23 protein-coding genes and 1 tRNA gene are annotated in these 26,176 nt (G+C 32.7%); 17 read left to right on the forward strand and 7 right to left on the reverse strand.

The features are described from left to right. Positions 1-124: 124 nt before the first annotated feature. Positions 125-1,369, reverse strand: a complete 1,245-nt coding sequence (locus KMW28_RS10580) for an aminotransferase class I/II-fold pyridoxal phosphate-dependent enzyme (RefSeq protein WP_169663447.1) — start codon at positions 1,367-1,369, stop codon at positions 125-127. A 193-nt stretch (positions 1,370-1,562) separates the two neighbouring features. After that, positions 1,563-2,558 (reverse strand): DUF6588 family protein, encoded by a 996-nt coding sequence (locus tag KMW28_RS10585; protein WP_317171224.1) that lies wholly within the window; start codon positions 2,556-2,558, stop codon positions 1,563-1,565. A gap of 91 nt (positions 2,559-2,649) precedes the next feature. On the opposite strand from KMW28_RS10585, the gene KMW28_RS10590 reads away from it, so the two are divergent. The 3 genes from KMW28_RS10590 (at position 2,650) to KMW28_RS10600 (ending at position 4,731) form a co-directional block, all read left to right on the forward strand. Next, positions 2,650-3,747, forward strand: coding sequence for a hypothetical protein (locus KMW28_RS10590; protein ID WP_169663445.1), 1,098 nt, complete (start codon positions 2,650-2,652; stop codon positions 3,745-3,747). 130 nt (positions 3,748-3,877) lie between these two features. Continuing rightward, complete coding sequence (locus KMW28_RS10595) at positions 3,878-4,291, forward strand: hypothetical protein (protein ID WP_169663444.1); 414 nt, start codon at positions 3,878-3,880, stop codon at positions 4,289-4,291. A 122-nt stretch (positions 4,292-4,413) separates the two neighbouring features. After that, complete coding sequence (locus KMW28_RS10600) at positions 4,414-4,731, forward strand: hypothetical protein (protein ID WP_169663443.1); 318 nt, start codon at positions 4,414-4,416, stop codon at positions 4,729-4,731. Between the two features lie 58 nt (positions 4,732-4,789). Here the strand turns inward: KMW28_RS10600 and rlmD are convergent, their stop codons facing one another. The 4 genes from rlmD to dnaB all read right to left on the reverse strand — a co-directional run bounded on the left by rlmD (position 4,790) and on the right by dnaB (position 10,987). After that, the gene (gene rlmD / locus KMW28_RS10605) at positions 4,790-6,199 is read right to left on the reverse strand and encodes a 23S rRNA (uracil(1939)-C(5))-methyltransferase RlmD (protein WP_169663442.1); all 1,410 of its coding nucleotides are present in this window, start codon (positions 6,197-6,199) and stop codon (positions 4,790-4,792) included. An 11-nt stretch (positions 6,200-6,210) separates the two neighbouring features. Beyond that, entirely contained in the window at positions 6,211-6,705 is a 495-nt protein-coding gene (gene folK, locus KMW28_RS10610) for a 2-amino-4-hydroxy-6-hydroxymethyldihydropteridine diphosphokinase (protein WP_169663441.1), read from the reverse strand. 27 nt (positions 6,706-6,732) lie between these two features. Continuing rightward, positions 6,733-9,282 (reverse strand): translocation and assembly module lipoprotein TamL, encoded by a 2,550-nt coding sequence (tamL, locus tag KMW28_RS10615; RefSeq protein WP_169663440.1) that lies wholly within the window; start codon positions 9,280-9,282, stop codon positions 6,733-6,735. Positions 9,283-9,388: 106 nt separating this feature from the next. Next, positions 9,389-10,987, reverse strand: coding sequence for a replicative DNA helicase (dnaB, locus tag KMW28_RS10620; RefSeq protein ID WP_205958155.1), 1,599 nt, complete (start codon positions 10,985-10,987; stop codon positions 9,389-9,391). 366 nt (positions 10,988-11,353) lie between these two features. Between dnaB and KMW28_RS10625 the strand changes: the two genes are divergently transcribed. From KMW28_RS10625 to KMW28_RS10645, 5 genes are all read left to right on the forward strand, one after another. After that, a complete protein-coding gene (locus tag KMW28_RS10625) occupies positions 11,354-12,712 on the forward strand; it encodes a UDP-N-acetylmuramate--L-alanine ligase (protein WP_169663438.1) in 1,359 nt (452 codons plus the stop codon). A 173-nt stretch (positions 12,713-12,885) separates the two neighbouring features. Further along, complete coding sequence (gene murB, locus KMW28_RS10630) at positions 12,886-13,890, forward strand: UDP-N-acetylmuramate dehydrogenase (protein WP_169663437.1); 1,005 nt, start codon at positions 12,886-12,888, stop codon at positions 13,888-13,890. Continuing rightward, the gene (locus tag KMW28_RS10635; protein WP_066207462.1) at positions 13,891-14,904 is read left to right on the forward strand and encodes a potassium channel family protein; all 1,014 of its coding nucleotides are present in this window, start codon (positions 13,891-13,893) and stop codon (positions 14,902-14,904) included. Then, positions 14,904-15,557, forward strand: a complete 654-nt coding sequence (locus KMW28_RS10640; protein ID WP_169663435.1) for a hypothetical protein — start codon at positions 14,904-14,906, stop codon at positions 15,555-15,557. The genes KMW28_RS10635 and KMW28_RS10640 overlap by 1 nt, the downstream gene beginning before the upstream one ends. Further along, a complete protein-coding gene (locus KMW28_RS10645) occupies positions 15,558-16,331 on the forward strand; it encodes a C40 family peptidase (RefSeq protein WP_169663434.1) in 774 nt (257 codons plus the stop codon). It abuts the gene before it with no gap. Here the strand turns inward: KMW28_RS10645 and KMW28_RS10650 are convergent. Next, complete coding sequence (locus tag KMW28_RS10650; RefSeq protein ID WP_169663433.1) at positions 16,328-17,959, reverse strand: GMC oxidoreductase; 1,632 nt, start codon at positions 17,957-17,959, stop codon at positions 16,328-16,330. The two genes, KMW28_RS10645 and KMW28_RS10650, sit on opposite strands and share 4 nt — an antisense overlap. A gap of 288 nt (positions 17,960-18,247) precedes the next feature. Here KMW28_RS10650 and KMW28_RS10655 point away from each other — a divergent pair, with 288 nt between their 5' ends. The 9 genes from KMW28_RS10655 (at position 18,248) to murQ (ending at position 26,174) form a co-directional block, all read left to right on the forward strand. Next, a complete protein-coding gene (locus KMW28_RS10655) occupies positions 18,248-18,853 on the forward strand; it encodes a porin family protein (RefSeq protein WP_169663432.1) in 606 nt (201 codons plus the stop codon). 75 nt (positions 18,854-18,928) lie between these two features. Then, positions 18,929-20,545 (forward strand): adenine deaminase, encoded by a 1,617-nt coding sequence (gene ade / locus KMW28_RS10660; RefSeq protein WP_169663431.1) that lies wholly within the window; start codon positions 18,929-18,931, stop codon positions 20,543-20,545. A 176-nt stretch (positions 20,546-20,721) separates the two neighbouring features. Further along, positions 20,722-20,795: transfer RNA gene (locus KMW28_RS10665), tRNA-Ile, on the forward strand. A 183-nt stretch (positions 20,796-20,978) separates the two neighbouring features. Beyond that, a complete protein-coding gene (locus KMW28_RS10670) occupies positions 20,979-21,770 on the forward strand; it encodes a zinc ribbon domain-containing protein (protein ID WP_066207451.1) in 792 nt (263 codons plus the stop codon). Between the two features lie 90 nt (positions 21,771-21,860). Then, positions 21,861-22,472 (forward strand): fumarylacetoacetate hydrolase family protein, encoded by a 612-nt coding sequence (locus KMW28_RS10675; RefSeq protein WP_169663430.1) that lies wholly within the window; start codon positions 21,861-21,863, stop codon positions 22,470-22,472. Further along, on the forward strand, positions 22,459-23,634 hold the full coding sequence (locus KMW28_RS10680; RefSeq protein ID WP_169663429.1) for a serine hydrolase domain-containing protein: 1,176 nt from the start codon (positions 22,459-22,461) through the stop codon (positions 23,632-23,634). The genes KMW28_RS10675 and KMW28_RS10680 overlap by 14 nt, the downstream gene beginning before the upstream one ends. Further along, complete coding sequence (locus KMW28_RS10685; RefSeq protein WP_169663428.1) at positions 23,635-24,384, forward strand: TrmH family RNA methyltransferase; 750 nt, start codon at positions 23,635-23,637, stop codon at positions 24,382-24,384. 117 nt (positions 24,385-24,501) lie between these two features. Then, positions 24,502-25,311 carry a hypothetical protein gene (locus KMW28_RS10690; RefSeq protein ID WP_169663427.1) on the forward strand — a complete coding sequence of 270 codons (810 nt, stop codon included), beginning with the start codon at positions 24,502-24,504 and terminating at the stop codon, positions 25,309-25,311. A gap of 53 nt (positions 25,312-25,364) precedes the next feature. After that, positions 25,365-26,174 carry an N-acetylmuramic acid 6-phosphate etherase gene (murQ, locus tag KMW28_RS10695; protein WP_169663426.1) on the forward strand — a complete coding sequence of 270 codons (810 nt, stop codon included), beginning with the start codon at positions 25,365-25,367 and terminating at the stop codon, positions 26,172-26,174. The last annotated feature ends 2 nt before the right edge of the window (positions 26,175-26,176 follow it).

The raw sequence follows: 26,176 nt of genomic DNA on the forward strand, positions 1-26,176 counted from the left end.
ATATATACCCCAATTTATACAATTTCTTTTAAATAGCACAATTTTAGGGCACAAAAAAAAGGATAAAACCTCGTTTTTTATACGAAAATCCTATCCTTTTAATATCAAATTGAATCTTAATTAACTAAGAGAAAATTTGTGGTTCTGCTTTCGCATACTCACCAGATTCAAGTTTATGTTTAACTGCTTTAAAAGCTGTAATTGTCTCTTCAACATCAGCAAGAGAGTGAGATGCTGTAGGAATTAAGCGTAACATGATTACGTCTTTTGGAACTACAGGGTAAACTACAACTGAACAGAAAATATTATAGTTTTCTCTCAAGTCCATAATCATGTTTACCGCCTCGTTTTGACCACCTTGTAAGAATACTGGAGTAACAGGAGTATCTGTTTCACCGATATTAAAACCGTTCTTAGTCAAACCGTCTTGTAACGCAGTAGAAATTTCCCAAAGTTTGTCTTTCAACTCTGGCATTGTACGTAACATCTCTAAACGCTTCAAGTTACCTTTTACCAATGGCATAGGTAAAGTTTTGGCGAAAATTTGAGAACGAGTGTTGTATCTTAAATACTCAATCACTTGCTCGTCAGAAGAAATGAATGCACCTACTGAAGCCATTGACTTAGCGAAAGTAGAGAAGTAAATATCAATTTTATCTTGACATCCTTGCTCTTCACCAGCACCAGCACCAGTTTTTCCTAAAGTACCAAATCCGTGAGCGTCGTCTACCAACATACGGAATTGATATTTATCTTTTAAATCTGCGATTTCTTTCAATTTACCTTGATCACCAAGCATACCGAATACACCTTCAGTAATCAAAAGAATTGCACCACCAGTTTGTTCAACTAGTTTAGTTGCTCTTTGTAGTTGTTTTTCACAGTTCTCGATATCATTGTGAGGGAATACAAATCTTTTACCAACATGCATTCTCAAACCATCAATAATACAAGCGTGACATTCTGAATCGTATACTACAACGTCTTTTCTGTCAATTAATGCATCGATAACTGACATGATACCTTGGTAACCGAAGTTTAAAACCATTGTATCCTCTTTACCAACGAAAGAACTTAATTCTGATTCAAATTCTTCGATAAGGTTAGAGTTACCAGACATCATACGTGCACCCATTGGGTATGCCAAACCATATTCAGCAGCCGCGTCAGCATCAACTTTTCTAATTTCAGGGTGGTTTGCTAAACCAAGATAGTTGTTCAAACTCCACGTCAATACTTCTTTTCCTCTGAAGGTCATGCGAGGAGCAATTTCTCCTTCAAGTTTAGGGAAAGCATAATAACCATGAGCCATTTTGGAATGTGACCCTAGCGGTCCTCTATCCTGAAGAAGTTTTTCAAATAAATCCACGATATAGTCTTATTTTAATGTTTGAAACATTATTATAATTACAATCTTAATGTTAGAAAAATTTATAATATCGATCAATGGATAGATAATTAAGCGTGTTTTTCTAAACGCAAATACAAAAATCGTTTATTTAACCTTTATACGGGTAATAATCTGCTTTCATTTAAGAATTCTTAACAAAAATTAGAGGCATTTATTTTAATGTAAGGCCTAAACCCACATTTATTTGATGTGACCACCCATAAGTGTAATCACCATTAAGATAAACTAAACCAATTTTAAACATCAAACCTGCACTAAATTTCCAAGATTGTAACCTATATATATCAAGTACTCCGTCTGTAGGTATGTTTAATGATTCTTCGGTTAATTGTAATAAGGTATAATTGCCGTTTAATAAAGTTTCATTTTTAGTGTAAACATAACCTGCGCTTGTATATATAGTGAGTAGGGGGAATGTTTTAGAAAGCATACATTCAAAATTACCGCCTTTGGTTTCAAACTGAAGGAATCCAGGATCAACAACCGGAGCAACTTGTGAATTTTGAAGAGGATATTGTCCTTCTAACTGTGTATAGCCAGCAAATAAACTTAGATCAAATGGCGACTTTTCTTTAAAAAACCATTGGGCAATATTGTGTTTAATACCTGTTCCCCACATTTTAACGACAATCCCATTGTATTCCACTTTTGGAAAAAGCCTACCAATTAATTCAGTATTCTTTCCTACACCAAGTCCAAACTTTATAGAAGGTAGTAATGCATAGTTTATATTAATACCCCGTGTTGCCGGAATCACGGCCTCTGAACCATCATCATTCATAATTCCAATTACAGATTCTTGAGTATTACTACCAAAAAAGGTAGGTAAACTATTATCTCCTGAAATAACTCTTACTCCTTGAATATCATCTACTCGATAATATAAAGCATTATCAGGTAAAATAACTCCTGCATTAGATATTGATATATCAAAGCCAATCGGTCTGTGAGGGCGTGCAGTATACATCCAACCCAAACTTGTAGACCATGCATAACTTTGGGAGAGGGGAGTGGCATATCTTCTAAATACTTCTAGACTCCTTTGCTGAGCCATAGGACCTTTAGTCGCAAATAGAGATAATACATCCTGAGAAAAAATAGGATGTGAACAAGAGATGACGACTATTAAGAGTAGTAATTTTTTCAAAATGATTATTGTATAACCGAAAATACAAAAAAGGTTAGAAAATGATAATAAAAAGGTTGATTTTATTGATATATAGTTGCAACTTGCAACTATGAATTTATATCAATTAGAACAAATAGAGTTAGAATTTGAAATTCTTATACAAAAGGATAGACGTAATTGGTTAAGAGTAGCTAAGTTATTGGATAAGATTGAAGTTAACCAGCTTTATAAATTGCGTTCTAGATCTTTTACTGAATATGTTAAAGAATTAGCACGAAAAAATGGAATTAATATATCCACTTTGTGGCGTGCTCGTTCTGGTGCGAAATTATATGCAGAGCTTTTGGGGGTTCATGATGTGGATAAAATGGATGAAGCAAAAGTAAAAACAACTCCTGAACAATTAGAAACATTTAGTAAAGTAAGAACTATCGCTCCACAACGTATAGTTGATGAAGTAAAAGACAAGATGATTTCAGGTGAAAATATGCGTCATGAATTAAGAGAATTGTGGAACATATATAGACCATTGAAAGGGGGGAAGACTGAAAGAGGTAGGAAACGTTCCGAAGAAACTCCAATTGCAGCTGATAAATCAAAGTCTCAATTCGTTGTTCCTTATGATTTAAAGGATAGTAGTAAAAATGAACACGTTAAGGCTAATTCTTTAGATAAATATTGGGAAGATCTGAAGAAAATGGAAAAATATCAAGTGTCTTCAGAAAATGTTGCTAGAGCCAATATTATTAATGCTTTACGTTCAGAACAATGGTTAGCGCGAACATTTAAAGAAGATTTCACTTTTAAGCATGAACATCTTATTAGTTTCCGTTTAGGTGCATATACTGAAATTGATATTCTTTCTGTATGCAAGCCCAATAAAATGACTAAGGAAAGACCTCAATTTATTGGAGTTGAAGTAGTTACTAACTTAGAAGATTTTGCTAAATCTAAATCAAAAATTATAACAAAGGCACAGTATTGCGATTATTTTTACTTTGCTGTACCTTTAAATCAGCAGTATATTGACCATATGAAGGAATTTTGTGAAGGAAAACCTTACGGTATAATATGTGTTTCTGATGAATTAAATGATGAAAATAAACACGATTGGAAAATTTTAAAGAGTACTGAAAACCTTCAAATCAGCCCTCAAAATGAATATATTATTATGCAGAAATGTATTGAAAGAATATTGGGCTGGTAGTAAATAAAGTTAGTTTAAAATGAAATTGCCTATGACATAACACATATAATATACATTATGTTAAATAGATCTTTTATATTCAATATTTATAATTAAATTTACCCTACTTATTTCATGCTATATCTTTACAATGAAAAACTTAAGCAAATCTTCTTTACACACAATATTATACGACCCTGAACATCATCTTTTAATGAACTCATGGGATATTGTGAACGAACAAAATTTTTCCATAGAAGAGTATAAGAACGAAGTTAGACTCTGGGTGGATGTTTGTTTAAAGTATAAACCAAAATATTGTATCACAGATACACGTAATTTCCATTATGTAGTTTCTAAAGAAATTCAAAAATGGTCATCCGATTTGGCTCTTAAAGAAATCAATTATGTGATTAATAAATTTGCGATTATTCTTTCAGAAAAATTCCTTTCACAGATTTCATTAGAAAATACAATTGAACGAAGCATCTATAATGTTTCGATAGATCATAAATATTTTTCAGATATTGAGGTAGCTAAAAAATGGCTCCTTCCCTCCTATTAAATCATAAAACATTGTTATTCAATTAATTAAAATTAAATAAATTTATTTTTTTCTTGCATATGTAACAATGTTACATTAGATTTGAAGTGTTGATTAATTATTCATAACAAATTCTTCAAACTATGAAAAAGTCTATTTTAAAAATTTTCGCTACTACCCTATTAATGTTGACTGTTTTATCTTTTGATATCCAAGCAAAGGATGACAACAGAATTGTTAAAACACATAATATTGATGTCGCTCAAATAGTTATGACTATTCAGTATGGCGATGGCTTTTTCACCCTAACAAGAAGATTGTTTAAAGTTTTAGAGAAAGATCCAAGAAATGTAACTTGGGATGATGTGCTTCTTTTAAAAACTATTTATGAAGAACAGAAAGGAAGTGATAAACTAGAAGTCGGAGAAAAATTCATCATTATAAAAAATGAGTTTATATAAAAAGGACGGGTGATACAAAAAAGTATCACCCGTTCTTCTTTTATATGAGTTATTGAAATTATTTTAATTCCAATGCTACTACATTTTCAACATGATAAGTTTGTGGGAACATATCTACTGGAGTTACCTCTACAACCTTATATTTAGAATCGAGTAAGGCCAAGTCTCTTGCTTGTGTAGCAGGATTACAGCTTACATATACAATTCTTGTTGGCTCTACTTCCAAAATCTGATTAATTACATCTTCATGCATTCCTGCTCTTGGAGGGTCAGTAATAATCACATCTGGATTACCATGCTTTTTAATGAAAGATTTTGTTAGAATATCTTTCATATCACCAGCAAAGAATTTACAATTTTCTATACCATTTAATTCTGCATTCTTATTAGCATCCTTAATTGCATCTTCTACATACTCAATACCAATTACTTCTTTTGCCTTTTTAGAAACAAATTGTGCAATTGTACCTGTACCAGTATATAAATCATATACTCTTTCCTCACCTGTAAGCTTAGCAAAATCACAAGCTACTTTGTATAAAGTATATGCTTGTTCAGAGTTTGTTTGGTAGAAAGATTTTGGACCTACTCTAAATCTTAAACCTTCCATTTCTTCCTCTATATAAGGTTTCCCATTGAAAACTTTAAAATCTAAATCTTGGTAACTATCGTTTCTCTTTTGATTAATGACATATAATAAAGAAGTAATCTCAGGGAATGATTCTTTAAGATGATTCATCACCAATTGAATTTGTTCTTCATTATTATCATAAAACTGCACCATAACCATTAGGTCTTTTGTTGATGCCGTTCTAATGATTAAGTTTCTCAATAAACCAGTATGCTCATAATGATCAAATGTTGTTAAATCATTATCAAGAATAAATTGATATAGAGATTTTCTGATTTTATCAGCTGGCTGATTTTGAAGATAACAATCGTTCAAATGTAAAACTCTATTCCACATTCCTGGCAAGTGAAGTCCAACACCTCTTCTTTCAATGTTTTCTCCACCTGTTTCCATTTCTTCTTTCGTTAACCAACGGCTTGAAGTAAATGTGAAATCCATTTTATTTCTATATTCTTTGGTCTTTTCAGAACCTAAAATCGGATTGAATTCAGGAAGATCTATCTTACCAATTCTAGTCAATTGATCCTCAACTTGTTTATGTTTGAAATGCAATTGTGATTTATAATCAAGCATTTGCCATTTACAACCACCGCAAAGTCCAAAATGCTCACAAAAAGCATCTACTCTAAGATCAGAATATTGATGGAAATTGATCGGTCTCGCTTCCATATATGCCTTGCGTTTTTTAGTCACTTGCAAGTCACAAATATCACCTTTCACAGCACCTGTTACAAAAACAGTCATATTATCTTCTGTTTTTGCGATTGCTTTTCCTTCAGCACCAATATCGATGATTTCAATATTTTCTAGAACTATATTTTTCTTTCTTCTTGCCATTTGATTCTAATTTAACTCATTACCTTTTGTAACTTCTTTACTGGTAACGAGTCGTTACATTGCAAAAGTAATTGACTTATACTGAGATTTAAAACTGGGTGTATAAACTCAGGAATAATTTCTGTTAACGGTTCTAATGTAAATCTCCTTTCTTGAATAAAAGGATGAGGAACTTTTAGATTAGGTTGATCAATGATAATATCATTATAGAAAAGGATATCTATATCAATGATACGTGCACCCCATTTCTCTTTTCTTACTCTTCCAAGTTTATTTTCAATCTTTTGAGTGATAAGGATTAAATCCTCAGGAGATATATCGCTTTCAACACAGAGTGTTTGATTATAATAAGAAGGCTGATCTTCTTTACCCCAAGCAGCAGTTTCATAGATATGAGAAATCGACTTTACATCTCCAATTTCATCTTGAATAAAATTGACAGCATTTGATAAAGTATCTAGCTTATTGCCCAGATTAGCACCTAATAAAAGTATTATAGAACTCATTTAAATTATTTTTTCCAAAAATAAGCATTAGAACGGATAACCAATACCTATATTAAATTCTGTTGTGCCTTTTCCTAGAAAATCGTACCCAGCAATAAATCTATAACCTTCTTGTCTTGCAGGATCAAATATTTTTGTTCCAACATCAAGTCGTATAATTAGGAATGAGAAATCGAGTCTTGCACCAACACCTGCGCCAATACCAAATTCTTTCCAAAAACGAGAAAATTCAAAATTCCCTCCCGGTCGAGTTTGATCTTCTTCCAATAACCAAACGTTAGATGCATCTATGAAGAATGCCCATTGCAATAATCTTGAGATTTTATAACGCCATTCCACGTTAAACTCCATAATCATATCGCCAGGCTGTTCATAACTATAATCAAACGTACCATTTTCTCTTTGAGGCGGTGTGTAAGAACCCGGACCTAATCGTCTTGGACGCCATGCTCTATTGGAATTACCACCTCCACTAAAGAAGTATTTTTCGTAAGGTAATGCATCTACTTCACCATATGATTTTGCAACACCCATGTGGATCCTCGAAGCAAAAATATGTTTCTTCTTTTCACCAATAGGTACAACTCGACGTAAATCAAAATATAATTTATAGAATTTATAATAACGTAAACCATATATCGAACCAGGTTGACTTCCAGTCCAATCGTTAACAATATCAAGAAAATTACCTCCAACTTCTCCAAATAATTTTATATAAGAAGCTTTTGAAGTTCCAGTTACATAATTCCCTCTCATTCTTGACATACTCAAGTGACTACTTGTAACAAATGAATTGTCAAATGAATAATGAAGTGTGTTACCTTGTTCTGCTAATTGCTGAAGACGTACTCTAAAATCATTACTCAAGAATGGAGTTCTAATTACGTTAAGGTCTGCCAGGGAAAATTCGAATAAATCTTCTTTTCTGTTTCTCCACTCATATCCAAACTGTCCTTTAATGTTTAAACGAGTGTATTCTGGTCGACTGACATAAGCAACATCAGAAAGTATTTTCGTTTTGGCTGTTCTATAATAATAAAGATCATTCAGTTTTGCAGAAAAAGGAATTAACGGTCGTGGTACTTTTAAGATAGTACTAAAACCATATTCGGTACCGTTATATAACTCATCTGAACTTTCTGTAACAGATGCCTGTGCTTCTAAAGAAAAACGGCCTCTAAATTCCAAAGACTCAGCACCTCTAAATATATTTCTACTTTTTAAAGAGATACTGGCAAATGGACCTGGTAATGATCGGCTTACATTTAAACCTGTTTCAAAGGCATATTGATACTTATTGAACGAACTTGTATAAATGTTAGCATTTAAAGAATCTTCTCCTTGTTTGACATATTCAATATTCACAAACTTGAAGGCATCCATTTGACTGAGGAAAAAACGGGTATCATTGGTTAATGACTCATTAAAAGGTTTGGATTCTTTTAAAGCCATTTTACCATTGAGTATCTTTTCCTTGTATTTTTTTGAATGCTGAATGTATGTGATATCATCATATTCTGTTGAGTCGGAAGCGACTTTATCGTTCGGATCTGTCTCAACCACTATATCTTTGATGTAGTATTTAGTGTGGGTATCTTTGTCTGCAGGAGAATCAATGATCAGTTTTACATCGACTTTTAAATGGGTTTTGTTTGTGTCTACTTCATATTTGATATAATTCGTATTAAAGTCGAAGTAGCCATTATTTTTTAAAAGTTTAGTGATTCGATTTCTCTCATTCTGTAGTTTCGTTTCAGAATATTGGGTCTTTTCCTTTAAAATTGACTTCTTATTGTAAGTCATGATAAAGTTCAACACTTCCCTATCTTTAACATCATAAACCAATTTATTGATCATCCAAGGCTTATTCTCTTTTACCGTAAATACTTCTCTAACAAATACGTAAGGTTCCGTTTGTAAGGTATCATAATGATAGGATACTTTTGCATTTAAATACCCTTTGGTTACTAAATAACGTTGGATACTTTTTGCAGCTGATTCAGATGATTCTATATCAAAATATGATGGAGGTTCTCCTGCAGAACGCATTAACCAATTTCCTTTTTCTAAGCGGGTGTTTAACTTTTCTGTTTTAGAAATTGATTTCGATTTTATCTTTCTTAGTTTTCTGATTCCTCTTATTGAATCACGTACACTCCTTTTCTCAATCTCATGAACTTTAGCATATGTTTCGTAAATATCCAATTGATATAAACTATCTAACAAGGCTCTGTTATCTTCTATAGATTCAAGTAACTCCTTCTCTTTATAATTGATGAGAGTTTCATAGTAATCATTTAGATCTGAAAGTTTAGCACTATCTTTTGATACCTGCTTTTCATAATACTTCTCGCCTCTTTGATAAGCAGCTAATGGAGTTCTTAATCCTGTTCCAAGAAAAGTACGGTTGGGTTTATTTCGAATGAGGTTTTCTAGGACAGAACGATCGGTGTACTTCACTCCTTCAATTCTTTGTTTAGCAAGAAGGGCGTTTTCTTTCTCAAGTTCTTTGTAGGAAACACAACTTGATATTAAGAAAGATATAAGAATTAATATGTAATGATTTGATTTTAACAAAAAGAAATGATGAATTGAAGTTATCTGTTCTATAATGTAAACATATTAAAAAATCACATAAAACACTCACCTTTAAAAAGATGAGTGTTTCTTGTTATATTAAATATTAAAATGGAGGATCATTTGATGGAGGTGGTACATTCTCATCATTATTGTCTTCATTTCTATTAAGTTTTGAAGGGAATGTCATAGGTTGATTACTATCCTGGTTTCCTTCGTTAAATCCTTCCTCTAAATTTAGATCAGGCGGTAGTGCATTCATTTGATCAAAGCTCACTTCTCCACTAGGCATATTTGCTGGTATTGGAGCACCAGCAAAACCACCCATATCCATATTGCCCATCATATCATCATGCATAAATGAGCTTTCCTCCCAATCGGTAAACTTGGTATATTGACCAATGAACTTCAAGCGAACATTTTCCAAACCACCACTACGGTTTTTAGAAATAATCACTTCGCCCATTCCTTTTGTAGAATTACCTTCTTCATCCTCATCTAAACCATAATATTCAGGTCTGTAAAGGAACATAACCATATCAGCATCTTGCTCGATTGATCCCGATTCACGAAGATCGGATAATTGTGGTCGTTTATCTCCACCCCTTGTTTCAACCGCTCTTGATAATTGAGATAGTGCAATTACTGGAACATTTAGTTCCTTCGCAATTTGTTTCAATGATCTTGAAATAAAGGCAATTTCTTGTTCACGGTTACCTTTTGATTTACTATCGCCAGCTGACATTAATTGAAGATAATCAATCACAATTAGCTGAATATCATGCTGTGCTTTTAATCTACGACACTTAGCTCTTAGTTCTAAAACTGTTAAGGCAGGTGTGTCATCTATGTATATAGGTGCAGAAGAAAGTTGACCCGTTTTGTCTACAAGTCTCCTCCATTCAGCATCACTTAAGTTACCCTTTTTAAGTTTTTCACTTTCCAATTCAGCTTCAGCAGAAACCAAACGTTTTACCAACTGTGCGGCACTCATCTCTAGAGAGAATATCGCAGTAGCTTTTTGGAATCCTACAGATGCATTTCTACAAGCAGAAAGAATAAAGGCTGTCTTACCCATCGCAGGACGGGCTGCAATAATAATTAAATCAGAAGGTTGCCATCCAGAAGTAACTCGATCTAGACCAGTAAAGCCAGATGGAACACCTGTCATGCCATCTTGGTTATCTTTAAGCGATTCTAGTTCCATAAAAACTTCTTTCACAACATCGTTCATGCCGACATAGTTTTTACGAACATTTTCTTCAGATACTTCGAATAATGAGTTTTCCATTTTATCCAATAAGTCGAAGACATCCGTAGTATCATCATAGGCTTTTTGTTGAATTTCATTAGAAACACCTATTAGCTTTCGCTTAATAGAATATTCTTGAAGTATTCTAGCATAATGAACTACGTTAGCTGATGAAGTAACATTATTAGATAACTGAGCGATGTATGACACACCTCCCGCTTTTTCTAACTCTCCTTTCTTCTTTAATTCATGGACAATCGTCATCGCATCGACTGGTTCTGAGCGATTAAAAATTCCAACAATCGCGTTGTAAATCATCTGATGGGCTTCCCTATCGAAAGAATCTGCTTTCAATACTTCAATAACCTCATTCAATGCCTCTTTTTCTAAAATTAAGGCACCCAATGTGGCTTGTTCCAACTGATGATCACACGGACGTTTTTTCGCATTCATAAGTTCTGCACTTTGTGCAGGTTCTAGTGATTGACTAGGAAATGCGGAATGAATTAAATTACTTCTTGAACCTTTTGATTTATCCATAACACAAAATTAATAGGTTTTATGGTATTTTGCCTTATACTTTAGGTGCTTCATTCATAATTATTTAAAACAAAAATTATTTATCACAGAATCAATCCAATAAAAAAACATCCTTTTTCACTTAAAATAGGTTCTAAAAACTATTGAAAATTGTCTTTTTATTAATTAAATCTTAATTGTAAGAGTAAATCAAATAATAATTGAAACGAAATACAGTTTAAACCAACGTTTATATTATTTTTGCAAACAGTATAAAGAGTATAATCATAATTAACATACATGAGAGTTCATTTTATAGCAATTGGTGGTAGCATCATGCATAATCTTGCCATCACTTTGAAAGAAAAAGGCTATAATGTTAGTGGGTCTGACGACAGTATTTACGAGCCAGCATTATCGAATTTAAAAGAAGCAGATCTTCTTCCTGAAGAAAATGGTTGGCATCCGGAAAAAATAACAAAGGATATCAATGCTGTCATTCTTGGCATGCACGCAAAGAAAGACAATCCTGAGTTGCTTAAAGCAAAAGAATTGGGTTTAAACATATATTCATTCCCAGAATATGTATATTCTCAAACTACAAATAAACAAAGAATTGTTGTTGCAGGTAGTCATGGTAAGACCACTGTTTCATCTATGATTATTCATGTATTGAATTACTGGAATATTGATTGTGATTACTTGGTAGGTGCTTCTTTAAAAGGTGTAAAACGTCCTGTGAAAATTACAGACAAAGCACCTGTAATTATTTTAGAGGGCGACGAATACCTTTCATCTCCACTAGATGATTCACCTAAATTCCTCCATTACAAACATCATATCGGTGTTATCACTGGTATTGCTTGGGATCATATCAATGTATATCCTGATTATAATGAGTATGAGAAACAATTTGAAAAATTTGTAGAATCATCTCCTAAGGCAGGTGTATTGGTGTATTCATCAGATGATAAAGTTCTTAAGAAATTGATCAAAAGATGTACAATCTCTGGTGATGTGGATGTAATTCCTTACGACAAATTAAAATCAAAAGTAAAAGACGGTAAAACGATTATTACTGCTGGTTCTGAAAATACTGAGGTAAGTACTTTTGGTGATCATAACTTAAGAAACATGTCTGCTGCAATGGAAGTGTGTAAACGCTTAAATGTAAGTAGAGATGAGTTCATTGAAGCGATTGCTTCATTTGAAGGTGCAAATATGCGTATGCAATTGTTAGCTGATAACGGAACAACAAAGGTATTCCGTGATTTTGCTCATGCCCCTTCTAAAGTTCAAGCGACTGTTCACGCCGTTGCTAATCAATATAAGTCTAAATTAGTAGCTTGTTTAGAACTACATACTTTTAGTAGTTTAACGGCATCCTTCTTAGATCAATATTCTAAAACATTAAAAGAAGCAGATCAAGCGTTTGTTTATTTTAATCCGAAAGTAGTTGAAGGTAAAGGATTGCAATCTATTTCTGCAGATGAAGTAGCAGCAGCCTTTAATCAAAAAAACTTAAAAGTATTCACTTCTGAAAAAGACCTTTATAATGCTCTTTCAGAAATTGATTACAGTAAAAAGAATTTACTACTAATGTCATCAGGTAGATTTAATGATATGCCCATCGATGATTTAGTAGCTAAAATCTCATAAATAATTTTTCGAGGTTATACCTTAACACTACCTCTTGATTTAATAGCATAGAGACGTTTGTAAAGCCTAAAATATTTAGGTAAGCACAAACGTCTCTATGTAATTTTTAATATAATGTTAGAAAGAAGGTTATTTAAAAAAACTTCTTTTACATATAATTAGCCTATTTACTAATGATTGAACCAAATATTTCACTACTACCTTACCATACGTTTGGAGCAAAAGTTCAAGCAAAAGAATTTACTACAGTCAAATCTGAAAACGAATTAGTTAAAATTCTGAAGGAACAACCTAAAAAGTTCTTATTATTAGGAGGTGGAAGTAATATTTTATTTACTCAAGATTTTGAAGGGCTAATTATCAAAAATGAAATCCCTGGTTTTGAAGTGATCAACGAAACAGACGACTACGTTGACATACAAATTGGTGCTGGTGAAAATTGGCATGAAACAGTCATGAAGACAGTTCAAAAAGGGTGGCAAGGAATAGAAAACCTTGCGTTAATTCCAGGCACCGTCGGTGCTGCCCCTATACAAAACATAGGTGCATATGGAGTTGAAGCAAAAGATGTGATTTTATCTGTTGATTTTATCAATCATGATAATCTAGAAAAAACAACCTTTTCCAAAGAAGAATGTCATTTTGGATATAGAAATTCCATTTTTAAGCATGACTTAAAAGGTAAGGCCTCTATTACTTCTATTAAAATACGATTAAGTAAAAAATGGAAGTTTAATACTTCTTATGGTGCTATAAACGATAAAATTCTCGAAAAAAACATCAAAGAGCTGACTCCTGATAGTTTAGCCAACATCATTATTGAGATACGTAATTCAAAATTACCAGACCCTAAAGTGATTGGTAATTGTGGAAGTTTCTTTAAAAACCCAGTAGTTTCAAAACTTGAAGCAGATAAGATCATCAGTAAATTTCCTAATGCTCCTCATTATGTAATTGATGAAAATCATACTAAAATTCCAGCAGGTTGGTTAATTGAACAAAGCGGCTGGAAAGGTAAGATAAAAGGCAATGTGGGGACATATAGTAAGCAAGCACTTGTGTTAATTAACAATGGTGGAGCAACAGGCGAAGAAGCTTGGGACTTAGCGATGACAATAAAAAGAGATGTTTTTACTAAATTTGGTATTGAGATAGAACCTGAAGTTAACATCATTTAAATGCGTGCATTATTATCCAAGATCCTCCCAGCATTTGGAATTATATTTTTCATTCTAATAATTGGGACTATTGGCTTTATGGCAACTGCCGATTTTGATGTTGCTCCTATGGATGCCTTTTTCATGACTGCAATAACTATTACTACAATTGGTTATGGTGAGGTCATTCCATTAGATAATAACCCTGTGGGTAGAGTTTTCGCCATTTTTGTTGCTTTCTCTGGCATTGGAACCTTTACTTATATAGCAACATCCCTATCTGCCTTTTTCCTAGAAGGACATATTCAGGAAGAATTTATTAAAAGAAGAACTTTAAGAATGATAAACAATCTTACAGATCATTATATTATTTGTGGTTTAGGTAGAGTTGGTCTCCGAATCGCCGAAGAGATTGATCGTGTTGATCATCAATTTGTTTTTATAGAGAATGATGAAGAAATTTATCGAGAGTACCGTCGTACATATAAAAATGCCTACGGTATTGTCGGTGACTGTACAATAGATGAAACATTAATTTCAGCAGGGATAAAGAGTGCTGGGGGTATTTTTATCTGTACTAATGATGATAATCTCAATCTTGTAACTACGCTAACAGCAAGACAGTTAAATTCTGAAATTAGAATTGTTTCCGCTAATAAACGTCCTTCATTTAAGAGCAAACTTTTATCTGTAGGTGCCAACGAAGTAGTATCACCTCATTCGATTGGTGGACGTAGAATGGCTATGGAAATGATTCGCCCGAACATTACTACATTTCTAGATATAGTAAGAAGAGACAAAACGGATATGTTTAGTCTCGAAGAAATAAAAATACCTGCATCATATGTTGGTAAAACTTTAGAATCTCTTAAGATTCATGAACTACCTTCGACAATGGTTTTGGCTATTAGAGAAGGACATGAATGGTATTTTAAGCCATCTCCTAAACAAACTTTCACTTCGCTCTCTGTTTTGTTGATTATGACAAACGAAGAGGAAAAGATGTACATTTTAGAAAGACTCTCTATTATTTAATGAAAACCCTTTTTCTAAATATCATTTTTATACTTTTATGTGCTTCTTATTTGAATGCTCAAAACGCATCAAATAATGAAGACTCCTTGGAGTGGATAAATGATGAGTTAGAAAGTTTTAAATATCAGACACAGAAAGGTAAATGGGTTGTAGGTATGGGATACGGTTTAGGTGTCTCCTATCAAAATCAATCATTAGCTTTCACTAAAAGTACTGTCCTTCTAGATGTTTTTGGAATAGTCTACTCAGGACATTACATATATGATAAATTTTGGGTAGGTGCCTTTGGGTTTGGAGGGTTAAGGTCTGTATCTTTTAATTATTCAAATAATAATCTAGAAACCTTTTTGGGAGTTGGGCCAAGGGTAAGAAAATATGTCTTCAATGGATTTTTCCTCGAAGCTTCTTATGGTTTTAATAAATCAGTCCTTTCTTATTCAGTTGAAAATAATGTTGCTCGTTTCGATGGATTTGGAAACATGTACGGCTTAGGTATCGGTTTTGGGAATTTCTGGACAAAGAATTTATCTCTTGATATTATCATCAATTATTATTATTTGACAACAAATTACGAAATTTACGATACTCCTAATACCTCGAGTAATTTTAGTATTACAGCAAACATCAACTTTGCATTCAAAAAAAAGAAATAAATGAAACCAATTTACGGTATTTGTATATATAGCACTTTAGCGGTTAGAGGAAAAAACGCTCATTCATCTGAAATGACTTCTCAATTATTATATGGAGAACTCTATAAAGTGATTGAATTCACTGAAGATAATGAATGGGTGAAAATTCAAATGCATTTTGATAAATACGAAGGATATATTACTAAGGGTCAGCATAATGAAGTAGCTAAAGATTATGCGGATCGATATATCAAAGCGGAACATCCGGTAGTCACTCGACCTATTTTTCCTATTTTCGACAAACAAAAAACAATTCATCTTTCGATTGGTTCAACTTTACCTTTTCATTACGAAAAGTGTGATAACACACAAATTAACTATGCGAAATTACACAGTGTGCTTCCATCAGAAAATGAAGGTGATCTATTAGAAACAGCTTCTAAATACTTAGGTGTTCCCTATTTATGGGGTGGCCGATCTATTGCTGGAATAGATTGTTCAGGATTTGCTCAAACTGTTTATAATGCACATGGGATTAAACTTCCACGTGACGCCTATCAACAAGCTGAAATCGGATCTAAAGTCACTTTTGAAGAAGCTACTGCAGGAGACTTAGCTTATTTTCATAATGACAAGGGACGTATCACTCATGTGGGTATCGTATCAAATAATGGTAAAATTATTCATGCTTCTCATTATGTTAGAGAAGATTTATTTACCGTTGAAGGTATCTATAGTAACAAAGAAGGTAAAATAACACATCAATTAAGTCATATAATGAGGGTGATTTCTTAATTATTGACTATCTCTTTTCTTTTTTCAAGTTGTTTATTTAATGGAATATTTGTGTTCCCTTCTTTTTCAGGAATCAGAGACATGGCATATTCACTTAATGAGGTAATGGTTAATGATGGGTTTACTCCTAAATTACACGGTATAATAGATCCATCTAAAACATAAAAATTAGGATAATTATTTACTTCAAAGCGTTCATTTACTACACCTTCATTAGCATCTTTCCCCATGTTACAACCTCCTAAAATATGTGCTGTCATAGGTGTATTAAACAGAATCTCGGAAAGTGCATTTAAAGGAACACCGTCTACTTTTTTAGCATACTTGTGAAGTACTTTTTGCCCCACTTCAATATATGCTGGTACGGCAAAGCTGTTCTTTGAATCAAAACTTAATTTATGCCCAAAAAGCCCCTTCTTCCATTGTAATTTCATGCTTTCCTCAATGGATTGCATCACTAATAGAATGATAGAGTTATCACCCCATTTATGCACTTTAAAAGTACTTTTAAAAAAGCTAATTGGTTTTGTGATGATATTACCTAACAATTTAACGAAACGTAAACCTGTTGGTCCTGGCCCTGTGGCTAAAGAAGCCATTCTACCCATAGCACCTGAAGAAGTATTGTATTTAACCACTTCTATATGTGTATGATCATCTGGATTAAAATACGATGATATAGCGACTCCATTATTTAATTTGGTATTGGCGTTAGAAACTCCACATAGCATTTCAGAGTTTGTTCTAATATTCCCACCCAATTGATTAGAAATTTTAAAAAGATTTTCGGTTTGGTATTTCTCTTTAAGGAGCAATTTCATAGTTCCAATCACTCCAGCACTCACTATTACGCCTTTTGCAGTTAATGTTTTAGGTTTTTTATTAAAAATAGACGTACTATTTTCAATATTTACTTCATAATACCCTTCTTTTGGCAAAATTCCCGTAACCATTGTTTCAGGCATTATCTCTGCTCCGAATTTCTCAGCGAAATAAAGATAATTCTTTTCTAAAGTGTTTTTTGAGTTATGTGGACACCCTAACATACAACCAGCACACTTTTTGCATGGAGATCTTTTTGGACCTAATCCTTCAAAATAAGGATCATTGTCTTCTTTATCAAAATCATCATAATAAACGCCAATATTCACCCCACCAAAACTTGATTCCTTATCCATTTCAGAAGCAATTTCTTTAAGGATATAATCTTCTTTATGAAAATCTTTAAATGGCTTTGAACCTAACATAAATCTTGCTAGATCATAAAATGGAGCTAATGTGGTTTTCCAGTTACTATTTAAATGAGACCATACATTATTCTGAAAAAAATGGTCTCCAGGATACATATGAGTGTTACCATAAACATTACTACCTCCTCCTACACCAACACCACCCAAAATGAAGACTTCTTTAAAAAAAGTTAGACTCTGTGGGCCAAAGCATTTGATAATTGGTGCCCATAGAAATTTCTTAATATTCCAATCGGATTTAGGAAGATCCTTATTTTCTAACTTCTTCCCTTTTTCTATAATCAAAACCTTATATCCTTTCTCTGCCAAACGCATTCCGGATACACTGCCTCCAAAACCAGATCCAATAACTATATAATCAAAATCTAAATCCTTCATAGTAAGTAGTAATAATTCATTGAATGATTAAGTATTCACTCATTCATAAATATATTAATTTCTATTAAATCATAAAATAAAGATGACGTGTTTAATGTAAATGTTTATACTCTGATAAGAAATCAGCATTTTTGAGTATATGATTAATGTTAATTGTATTATATTTTTTAAGTTGTGCGTCAATTTTTATACATTTAATGTAATGTACGTCTGATAAAGCCAATTCTATCAGATGGACTATCTCAATATTAAATGAAAGTTATATTGTTTAATTCGTTACATCAATACATGAGAAAATATTTTTTTATATTATTTGGTCTACTTTTTATTTCCAACTTTTCCTATTCACAAGGTGTGATGGTCGCTGGTAAAGTGGGAACAAATATTAGCAAAATAAGATCGAATAGAACATCAGATTTTACCTACAAACCCAACCTTACTTTCGGTGTTGCTTTTGAAGCTGCTACCAATGATTTATTTAGTTTACAGACTGAATGTAATTACAGCCTTATTTCATCAAAATATCAAAGTACAACGGTAAATCTCAGTTATGTAGATATACCTATCCTTGCAAAATTTTCTACTGGTAAGAATAATCGATTTTTCTTTAATTTCGGACCTATGATTAGTGTTTTAGCGAATGCTAAAGAAAAAGGTCCTACTAATATTATTGATGGCAGTTTTGAACCTGCCGAGAATAGTAACGAAAGAAATGTTTATCGATATTTAAATGATAGCAATTTTTCAATGGTTTTTGGTATCGGGGCTATTGTACAAAATATTATGATTGATTTTAGATATACTACAGGTATTTCAGACATATCTAGAGTAAATGGAGAGGATTTATCTATATCTAGATTCGATATCACCTGTTCATATGCTTTAATATTCTAAAATAAAGTGTATATTTAATTAACTTAAACTAGTCAGAACAACCTAATATTTGTTTTGACTTTTTTTTTATGACCCATGGATAAAATTATTAAAGGAAATATTGTAGATGTTCATAGAAGAATGATCTACCCCGGGAAGATCACAATCTCTGGAAAATACATTAAAGATATTGTTTATGATGAGGAATGTAAGGGACTTACAAACTACATTGTCCCCGGGTTTGTAGATAGTCATATACACATAGAAAGTACGCTCCTCTCTCCTACAGAGTTTTGTAAATTAGCGGTTAAATACGGTACTGTTGCCACAGTTTCTGATCCACATGAAATTGCCAATGTTTTAGGCTTAAAAGGTGTGGATTATATGATAAATGAGGCAAAAAAATCACCCCTTAAATTTAATTTTGGAGCTCCTTCTTGTGTTCCCGCCACAAAATTTGAAACTGCTGGTGCAGAGTTAAATGCTTTAGACGTTAAAATTCTTTTGGAACGAAAAGAAATAAAGTTTTTGTCAGAAATGATGAATTGGCCGGGTGTTTTAGAAGAAGATGAGGAAGTTATGGCCAAAATTGAAGCGGCTAAATCTTTAAACAAACCTGTTGATGGACATGCTCCAGGCCTAAGTGGTGATAAAGCAAAATTATATGCTAGTAAAGGTATTACCACGGATCATGAATGCACACAATTAGAAGAGGCATTAGATAAAATTGAAGGTGGAATGAAGATCCAAATACGAGAAGGATCTGCCGCTAAAAATTTCGATGCATTATCAACTTTACTTAATTCCCACGCAGAACATTTGATGTTTTGTACAGATGATACTCATCCACATGAATTAATCAACGGACATATTGATTTATTTATCAGAAGAGCTTTCGCATTAGGTGCTGATATTTTTGAAGTGCTAAAAATAGCATCCATCAACCCTATTGAGCATTATAACTTAGATGTAGGTCAACTAAGAAAAGGTGATTTAGCAGATTTTGTTATTGTAGAAACCATGTCTCAATTTATTCCTATTGCTACCTACATTAACGGAGAAGCAGTTTATGAAAATAAAGAAGTAAAATTCACTACAGAGAAACCAGATGTTATCAATAATTTCCAAGCTAGAGAAAAAACGGTTTCAGAATTTTTCTTAGATACTAAAGGAAAACGTGTACAAAGTATAGTTGTTGAAGACGGTCAGCTAATCACAAAAAAAGAAATATTTAATAGTACCACATTAAAAGCGAATGACGTTTTAAAATTAGCTGTGGTGAACCGATATAGGAATGAACCTCCTGCGATTGCATTTATTAAAGGGATTGGCTTAGAACAAGGAGCAATAGCCTCTACAGTTGCTCATGACTCTCATAATATCATTGCCGTGGGACATGATGACCAAGTGTTATGCGAAGCAGTAAATGAAGTGATCAATATGAAAGGAGGACTTGTAATTACGAATGGTTTTGATACTCACAGTCTCCCCTTGCCAATAGCAGGATTAATGTCAGATAAAGAAGGAACTGATGTTGCTGAAGACTATATTAACTTGCTAAATAAAGCAAAATCCTTCGGATCAAAACTACATGATCCTTTTCTTACTTTATCTTTTGTTTCATTATTGGTCATTCCAGAACTAAAATTAAGCGACAAAGGATTATTTGATGCAAAAAACTTCAAATTCACCAATCCACTGATTAACAGTTAAAAAGTGATTTTTCTGCTATTTTGAAGAAAAATTAAAGGTTATGTAAACAAGATTAAATGAATAAAATAATTTATTGTTTTACAATTGATTAAAAAATAATCTCAAAAAACTTTATTTTTATTTTTGGATAGTACGAAAATAAACGTCTATATTTGCAACGCTTTCAAGGAAAAGCAGCTCCCATAGCTCAGTTGGTTAGAGCATCTGACTCATAATCAGAGGGTCACTGGTTCGAGCCCAGTTGGGAGCACTAAAGGCTAGCAAGTAAAATTGTTAGCCTTTTTTGTTTGATTCACAAAAATCAAACGTTATTAATTCTAATTAATGCTAAATATTACAATTTTATTTATTAAAATTGCAGTTCGTGTGATTTAGATAAAAAATCTCTATCACTTTATATTTTTAATGTCAACCATTAGTTTTACCAATCCCTATGGAGAATACTGTCGCCCAAAAGATCGATGCGCTTTCGAAAGTTCAACAAATCGATAGCGATCTAGATGCAATCCGCAAATTACGCGGCGACTTGCCAGAAGAAGTTCAAGATCTAGAGGATGAGATCGTAGGTTTCGAAACTCGTATAGACAACTTAAAAAGAGATCTTGGCGAGGTTGAGGCAAATATTGATCAATACAGAGGTAAAATCCAAGACTTCAAAAAGCGTATCGTTTATTTGGAAGAGCAACAAATGAATGTTAGAAATAACCGTGAATTTGATGCAATCACCAAAGAAATGGAAATGCTTGATCTTGACATCCAAGTTGCACAAAAGAAAATTCGTGACAACGAGGCTGAAGAGAAAATCAAGCGCGAGCGTGTCTTAGACACGAAAGAAAGACTTGATGAGCGTAGAAAAGACCTTACGACAAAAAAGGCTGAGCTAGATGAAATTATGGCTGAGTCTGAAGTGGATGAACAAAAACTTCTGAAACAACGTGAAAAAGCTACAAAACATCTGGATGAAAGATTATTAAGATCTTACACAAAGATTAGAGATAATTCATCAAATGGTCTTGCAGTAGTATCTGTTAAAAGAGGTGCATGTGGTGGATGCTTTAATACAGTTCCTCCTCAAAGACAAGCAGATATTCGTGAGAAGAAAAAACTTATCGTATGTGAGCACTGTGGTAGAATCTTGACTGATGTAGAAATCATCGAGGAACCAGAACCGGCTCCAAAACGTAGATCAACTAGAGGTAGAAAAGCTACGACTAAAAAGAAGTAATTTCTATCTTTTTGATGAAAACAGCCCGATATACATTATCGGGCTTTTTTTGGTTTTTAATTTATAATTCTAACATTCACTTCGATTAATATGAAAATTGTTTGTATTGGAAGAAATTATGCTGACCATATCAGTGAACTCAACAATGAAAGACCTGATCAGCCTGTTATTTTTTCAAAGCCAGATACTGCCGTTCTCAGAAACAATGCTCCTTTTTATCACCCAGAATTTTCTTCTGATATACATCATGAAGTTGAATTAGTGGTGAAAGTATGTAAAGAAGGTAAACATATTCAAGAAAAATTTGCTCAACGTTATTATGATCAAGTAGCTGTTGGAATTGATTTTACTGCACGTGATGTACAATCCAAGTTGAAAGAAAAAGGTTTGCCTTGGGATTTAGCGAAAGGATTTAACGGAAGTGCCCCTATTTCTGAATTTATTGATTTATCTGAATTCAATAATATCCAAGAAGTAAACTTCTCATTAGAAGTAAATGGAGAAGTAAGACAAAAAGGTAATTCAGAAATGATGATTTGGAAGATTGATGAGATCATTTCATTTATATCAAAATACATTACACTACGAAAAGGCGACCTTATCTTTACTGGGACACCTGCAGGTGTTGGAAAAGTGAATATTGGAGATCGCTTAACTGCTTATATTGAAGATAAAAAACTTCTTGATTTTGAAGTTAAATAATAGAATGACTAAATACGTGACTGCTACTTTACTTTACATTCTCACCTTTTTTTGTATTTCTTGTAATACTACTAATAAAAAAGAAACGAAAGTAGAGGAACCAACAATACAAACTGTAGAAGACACCTTATCGATTCAAGAAAAAGATTCATTGCATCATATTTTTGATTCGACTTTTACAAGATTAAATAAAATAAGAGGTTTTAACGGGGTTGTTTTAGGTGCAAAAAAAGGAGAAATTGTTTTTAATGAGGCCTATGGATACAGGGACTTAAGAAGAAGAACTAAACTTCATAATGACGATATTTTCCAATTGGCGTCAGTCTCAAAACAATTTACTGCTGCTTCAATTCTACTTTTAGAACAAGACTCATTATTGAGTTTAAGTGATACAGTAAATAAATTTTTCCCTGACTTCCCCTACCCAGGCATAACGATCAAAATGCTGTTAAGTCACCGATCTGGATTACCCAATTATATTTATTTAATGGAAATCTATATCAAAGACAAAAGTACTCCAATTAATAATCAATTGTGTATGGACTACATGACGGAGTACAAACCTGGTAAATACGGAAGTCCTGATGGTCGTTTTAGGTATTCCAATAGTGGATACATGGTATTGGCCTCTATTGTCGAAAAAGTAAGTGGACAATCTTTTGGCGATTTCCTGAAAAATAGAATTTTTGATCCTTTACATATGGATCGAACCTTTACATTCGATACAGCTAAAGTACATAGAGATGAAGTTGCTATTGGTCATACAAGTGGCCGTAGAAAGTATGAAGACTTTTTTCTTAATGGTGTTTTAGGTGATAAGAGTGTTTATTCTACCACAGAAGATCTTTTCAAATGGCATAAGGCATTATTACAAGATTCATTATTAACAGAAAAATCGAAATCGGAAGCTTTTAAATTTCAATCTCCTAAAAGAAAAGGAAATTTCAATTATGGCTATGGTTGGCGATTATTTAAAACTTCAAAAGACGAAATTATAGTATATCACGGTGGTTGGTGGAGAGGATATTCCACATTATTTGTACATTATCCTCCTTCCGATGCATTTTTAATAGTTTTAAGTAATAGAGTTAATCATTCTTTTACTAACTTAGATAAGGTCTACGACGCATTAGAGATACCAGAATTCAAAAGACGTAATTAAATGAACAAACGCTGGAGTAAAGAAGTAAGAGGTTTACTACAAAAGAAAAAAAGAAAAGAAAGCAATCGTTTTATTGTTGAAGGAAGAAAGAATATTGAAGAATTACTAAGGTCTAACTTAACTATAGAATGTTTATTCTATACTGAAAAGCTAAATGACGTTATTGATAGATATGCTGACAAAAAGATTGAGATTCTTCAAGAAACTACTCCTGAATCATTAAAACAAAATGGTCATTTACAAACAAACGATTCTGGTTTAGCAGTAGTACAAATTCCTAAATTCTCACTTCCTACAAAAAAAGAATTAGGCAACGTATCTCTTGCACTTGATAATGTAAAAGATCCCGGTAATTTAGGAACAATTTTAAGAATAGCCGATTGGTATAACATCAAAAATATTTTCCTTTCAAAAGAATGTACAGATGTTTTTGCTCCTAAGGTAATTGCCTCTACTATGGGTGCATTTTCTCGAATTAATATTCATATTGTTGATTTAGTAGATCAATTATCCAATTATAAGGAGGAAGGTATCAAACTTCTGGGTGCTGATATGATCGGAACCAACATTCATAACTATAAAGACGATTCGAAGTCTATTGTTGTGATGGGAAGTGAATCACATGGTATTTCTGAAGATGTTGAGAATATCCTTAATGAAAAAATCACAATACCAAGATTTGGTGATGCAGAATCATTGAATGTCGCTATTGCTACAGCAATTATTTGCGATAATTTAGTAAGAAATTAGATATCAAATTATATAACTAACTACAACTCATAAACATATATTCAGAATATAAATGAATTATTTCAATTCTTTTTACTGTTATGAGTATGTGTATCAAATACATTGCTATCGAATAATATGAAAAATAAGAACTATATCACCATAACAAATTTTTTACCGCAGGTAAAAGGTAATTCAATTAATTTTGCCCCAACAGGAAGCAATAGTTTAGCTGAATGGGTAAAAATGGATAATAACAATTACTGGATCCATACAATATTAGAAAAAAATAATACTGATATCTGCTTATATACTGATGGAGAGCGTTCGTTAGAAGATGCTGCACATTTAGTACTATCTGATGCAGAATTAATGGAAAAATATATTTGGAAAGATACTGTAGCTTATACTCAAGCAGAAATGATCAATATGATTCACTTAAATGATAACTTGAGTTGGCACGATCTAGCTTTTGCTGATCGATTAATTATTAATGATGAATTTCCTAGTAATTATTATTTCGCCAAAAAAGTAAATCCAAATGCTCTTTCTTACGATAAAAAAATAAATAAACTATTAACTAAGGTCAGTGACAATAACAGATATATTGAAAGTATTAATGACTATTTAAATATTTTCATCCTCCCAATTTCTGCTTCGACAGACGAGAAAGAACTTCTTCATATCATGAATTCTATTCTTATTGGTGGTAATGAAAAAATCTTAAGATTAGAGGGTACTTTAAATAAAGATGGTCATTGTATTAAAATCAAAAAAACAGGTGAACATTTAGTGCATTCAATTCAGTTTTCAAAAAAAGATCAACAAGATTATATTTTTGGAGTAATGAACGATACAAATGCCAATACTAACCTCCTATTAGATAATTTGTGTAAAAATATCACTCCTGCTATAGATAGAATTGAAGACATTATGGCTCACTTTTAAGATAGTTGATCTTTTTTCTATATCTTTAAATCAAATTTTAGACTTATAGAATAATGATCACCGAATCATCCTCAAATTATAATGATCTTGAAAAAATGGATGTTGAAGAAATACTTCAATCCATGAATAAAGAAGATCAATCCGTTCCACAAGCTATCAATAAATCTATTCCTCAAATAGAAGAATTAGTATATGGGATTGTGGAAAGAATGAAAAAAGGTGGTCGCCTTTTTTATATCGGTGCAGGCACTAGCGGAAGATTAGGTATAGTAGATGCATCAGAATGCCCTCCTACTTTTGGCGTCCCTTTTGATCTCGTTATCGGAATTATAGCTGGTGGAGACGGAGCAATTCGTAAAGCAGTCGAACATGCTGAAGACAATGAAACTCAAGCATGGGTTGATTTGCAAAAATATGACATCAACGAAAATGATTGCTTAATTGGCATAGCTGCATCCGGTAGAACTCCTTATGTGATTGGAGGAATGCAGAAAGCAAACGAAAATGGTATTCTTACAGGATGCATTGTTTGTAACCCAAATAGTAAAATGGCCGAAGTTGCCCAATATCCTATAGAAATTATAGTCGGTCCAGAATTTGTAACAGGTAGTACGAGAATGAAAGCCGGTACTGCTCAAAAGCTTTGTTTAAATATGATTTCCACTTCTGTGATGATACAATTAGGCAAAGTAAAAGGAAATAAAATGGTCGATATGCAGTTAACTAACCACAAGCTTGAAAAAAGAGCACAACGTATGGTTATGGAAGAAATTGATGTCGATGAAGAAACAGCTAAAACCCTTTTAGAGAAAAACGGCTCAGTTAGAAGAGCAGTTGAAGCTTTCAGACAAAATAATAATTAAGA

The sequence above is a fragment of the Flammeovirga yaeyamensis genome, from assembly GCF_018736045.1.
GTDB classification, from domain to species: Bacteria; Bacteroidota; Bacteroidia; order Cytophagales; family Flammeovirgaceae; genus Flammeovirga; species Flammeovirga yaeyamensis.

What these genes read in the sequence shown, in the direction of transcription:
- KMW28_RS10590 (WP_169663445.1), top strand. Translation starts at nt 2,650, where the DNA reads ATGAATTTATATCAATTAGAACAAATAGAGTTAGAATTTGAAATTCTT.
- KMW28_RS10595 (WP_169663444.1), top strand. Translation starts at nt 3,878, where the DNA reads ATGAAAAACTTAAGCAAATCTTCTTTACACACAATATTATACGACCCT.
- KMW28_RS10600 (WP_169663443.1), top strand. Translation starts at nt 4,414, where the DNA reads ATGAAAAAGTCTATTTTAAAAATTTTCGCTACTACCCTATTAATGTTG.
- rlmD (WP_169663442.1), bottom strand. Translation starts at nt 6,199, where the DNA reads ATGGCAAGAAGAAAGAAAAATATAGTTCTAGAAAATATTGAAATCATC.
- folK (WP_169663441.1), bottom strand. Translation starts at nt 6,705, where the DNA reads ATGAGTTCTATAATACTTTTATTAGGTGCTAATCTGGGCAATAAGCTA.
- dnaB (WP_205958155.1), bottom strand. Translation starts at nt 10,987, where the DNA reads ATGAATGCGAAAAAACGTCCGTGTGATCATCAGTTGGAACAAGCCACA.
- KMW28_RS10625 (WP_169663438.1), top strand. Translation starts at nt 11,354, where the DNA reads ATGAGAGTTCATTTTATAGCAATTGGTGGTAGCATCATGCATAATCTT.
- murB (WP_169663437.1), top strand. Translation starts at nt 12,886, where the DNA reads ATGATTGAACCAAATATTTCACTACTACCTTACCATACGTTTGGAGCA.
- KMW28_RS10635 (WP_066207462.1), top strand. Translation starts at nt 13,891, where the DNA reads ATGCGTGCATTATTATCCAAGATCCTCCCAGCATTTGGAATTATATTT.
- KMW28_RS10640 (WP_169663435.1), top strand. Translation starts at nt 14,904, where the DNA reads ATGAAAACCCTTTTTCTAAATATCATTTTTATACTTTTATGTGCTTCT.
- KMW28_RS10645 (WP_169663434.1), top strand. Translation starts at nt 15,558, where the DNA reads ATGAAACCAATTTACGGTATTTGTATATATAGCACTTTAGCGGTTAGA.
- KMW28_RS10650 (WP_169663433.1), bottom strand. Translation starts at nt 17,959, where the DNA reads ATGAAGGATTTAGATTTTGATTATATAGTTATTGGATCTGGTTTTGGA.
- KMW28_RS10655 (WP_169663432.1), top strand. Translation starts at nt 18,248, where the DNA reads ATGAGAAAATATTTTTTTATATTATTTGGTCTACTTTTTATTTCCAAC.
- ade (WP_169663431.1), top strand. Translation starts at nt 18,929, where the DNA reads ATGGATAAAATTATTAAAGGAAATATTGTAGATGTTCATAGAAGAATG.
- KMW28_RS10670 (WP_066207451.1), top strand. Translation starts at nt 20,979, where the DNA reads ATGGAGAATACTGTCGCCCAAAAGATCGATGCGCTTTCGAAAGTTCAA.
- KMW28_RS10675 (WP_169663430.1), top strand. Translation starts at nt 21,861, where the DNA reads ATGAAAATTGTTTGTATTGGAAGAAATTATGCTGACCATATCAGTGAA.
- KMW28_RS10685 (WP_169663428.1), top strand. Translation starts at nt 23,635, where the DNA reads ATGAACAAACGCTGGAGTAAAGAAGTAAGAGGTTTACTACAAAAGAAA.
- KMW28_RS10690 (WP_169663427.1), top strand. Translation starts at nt 24,502, where the DNA reads ATGAAAAATAAGAACTATATCACCATAACAAATTTTTTACCGCAGGTA.
- murQ (WP_169663426.1), top strand. Translation starts at nt 25,365, where the DNA reads ATGATCACCGAATCATCCTCAAATTATAATGATCTTGAAAAAATGGAT.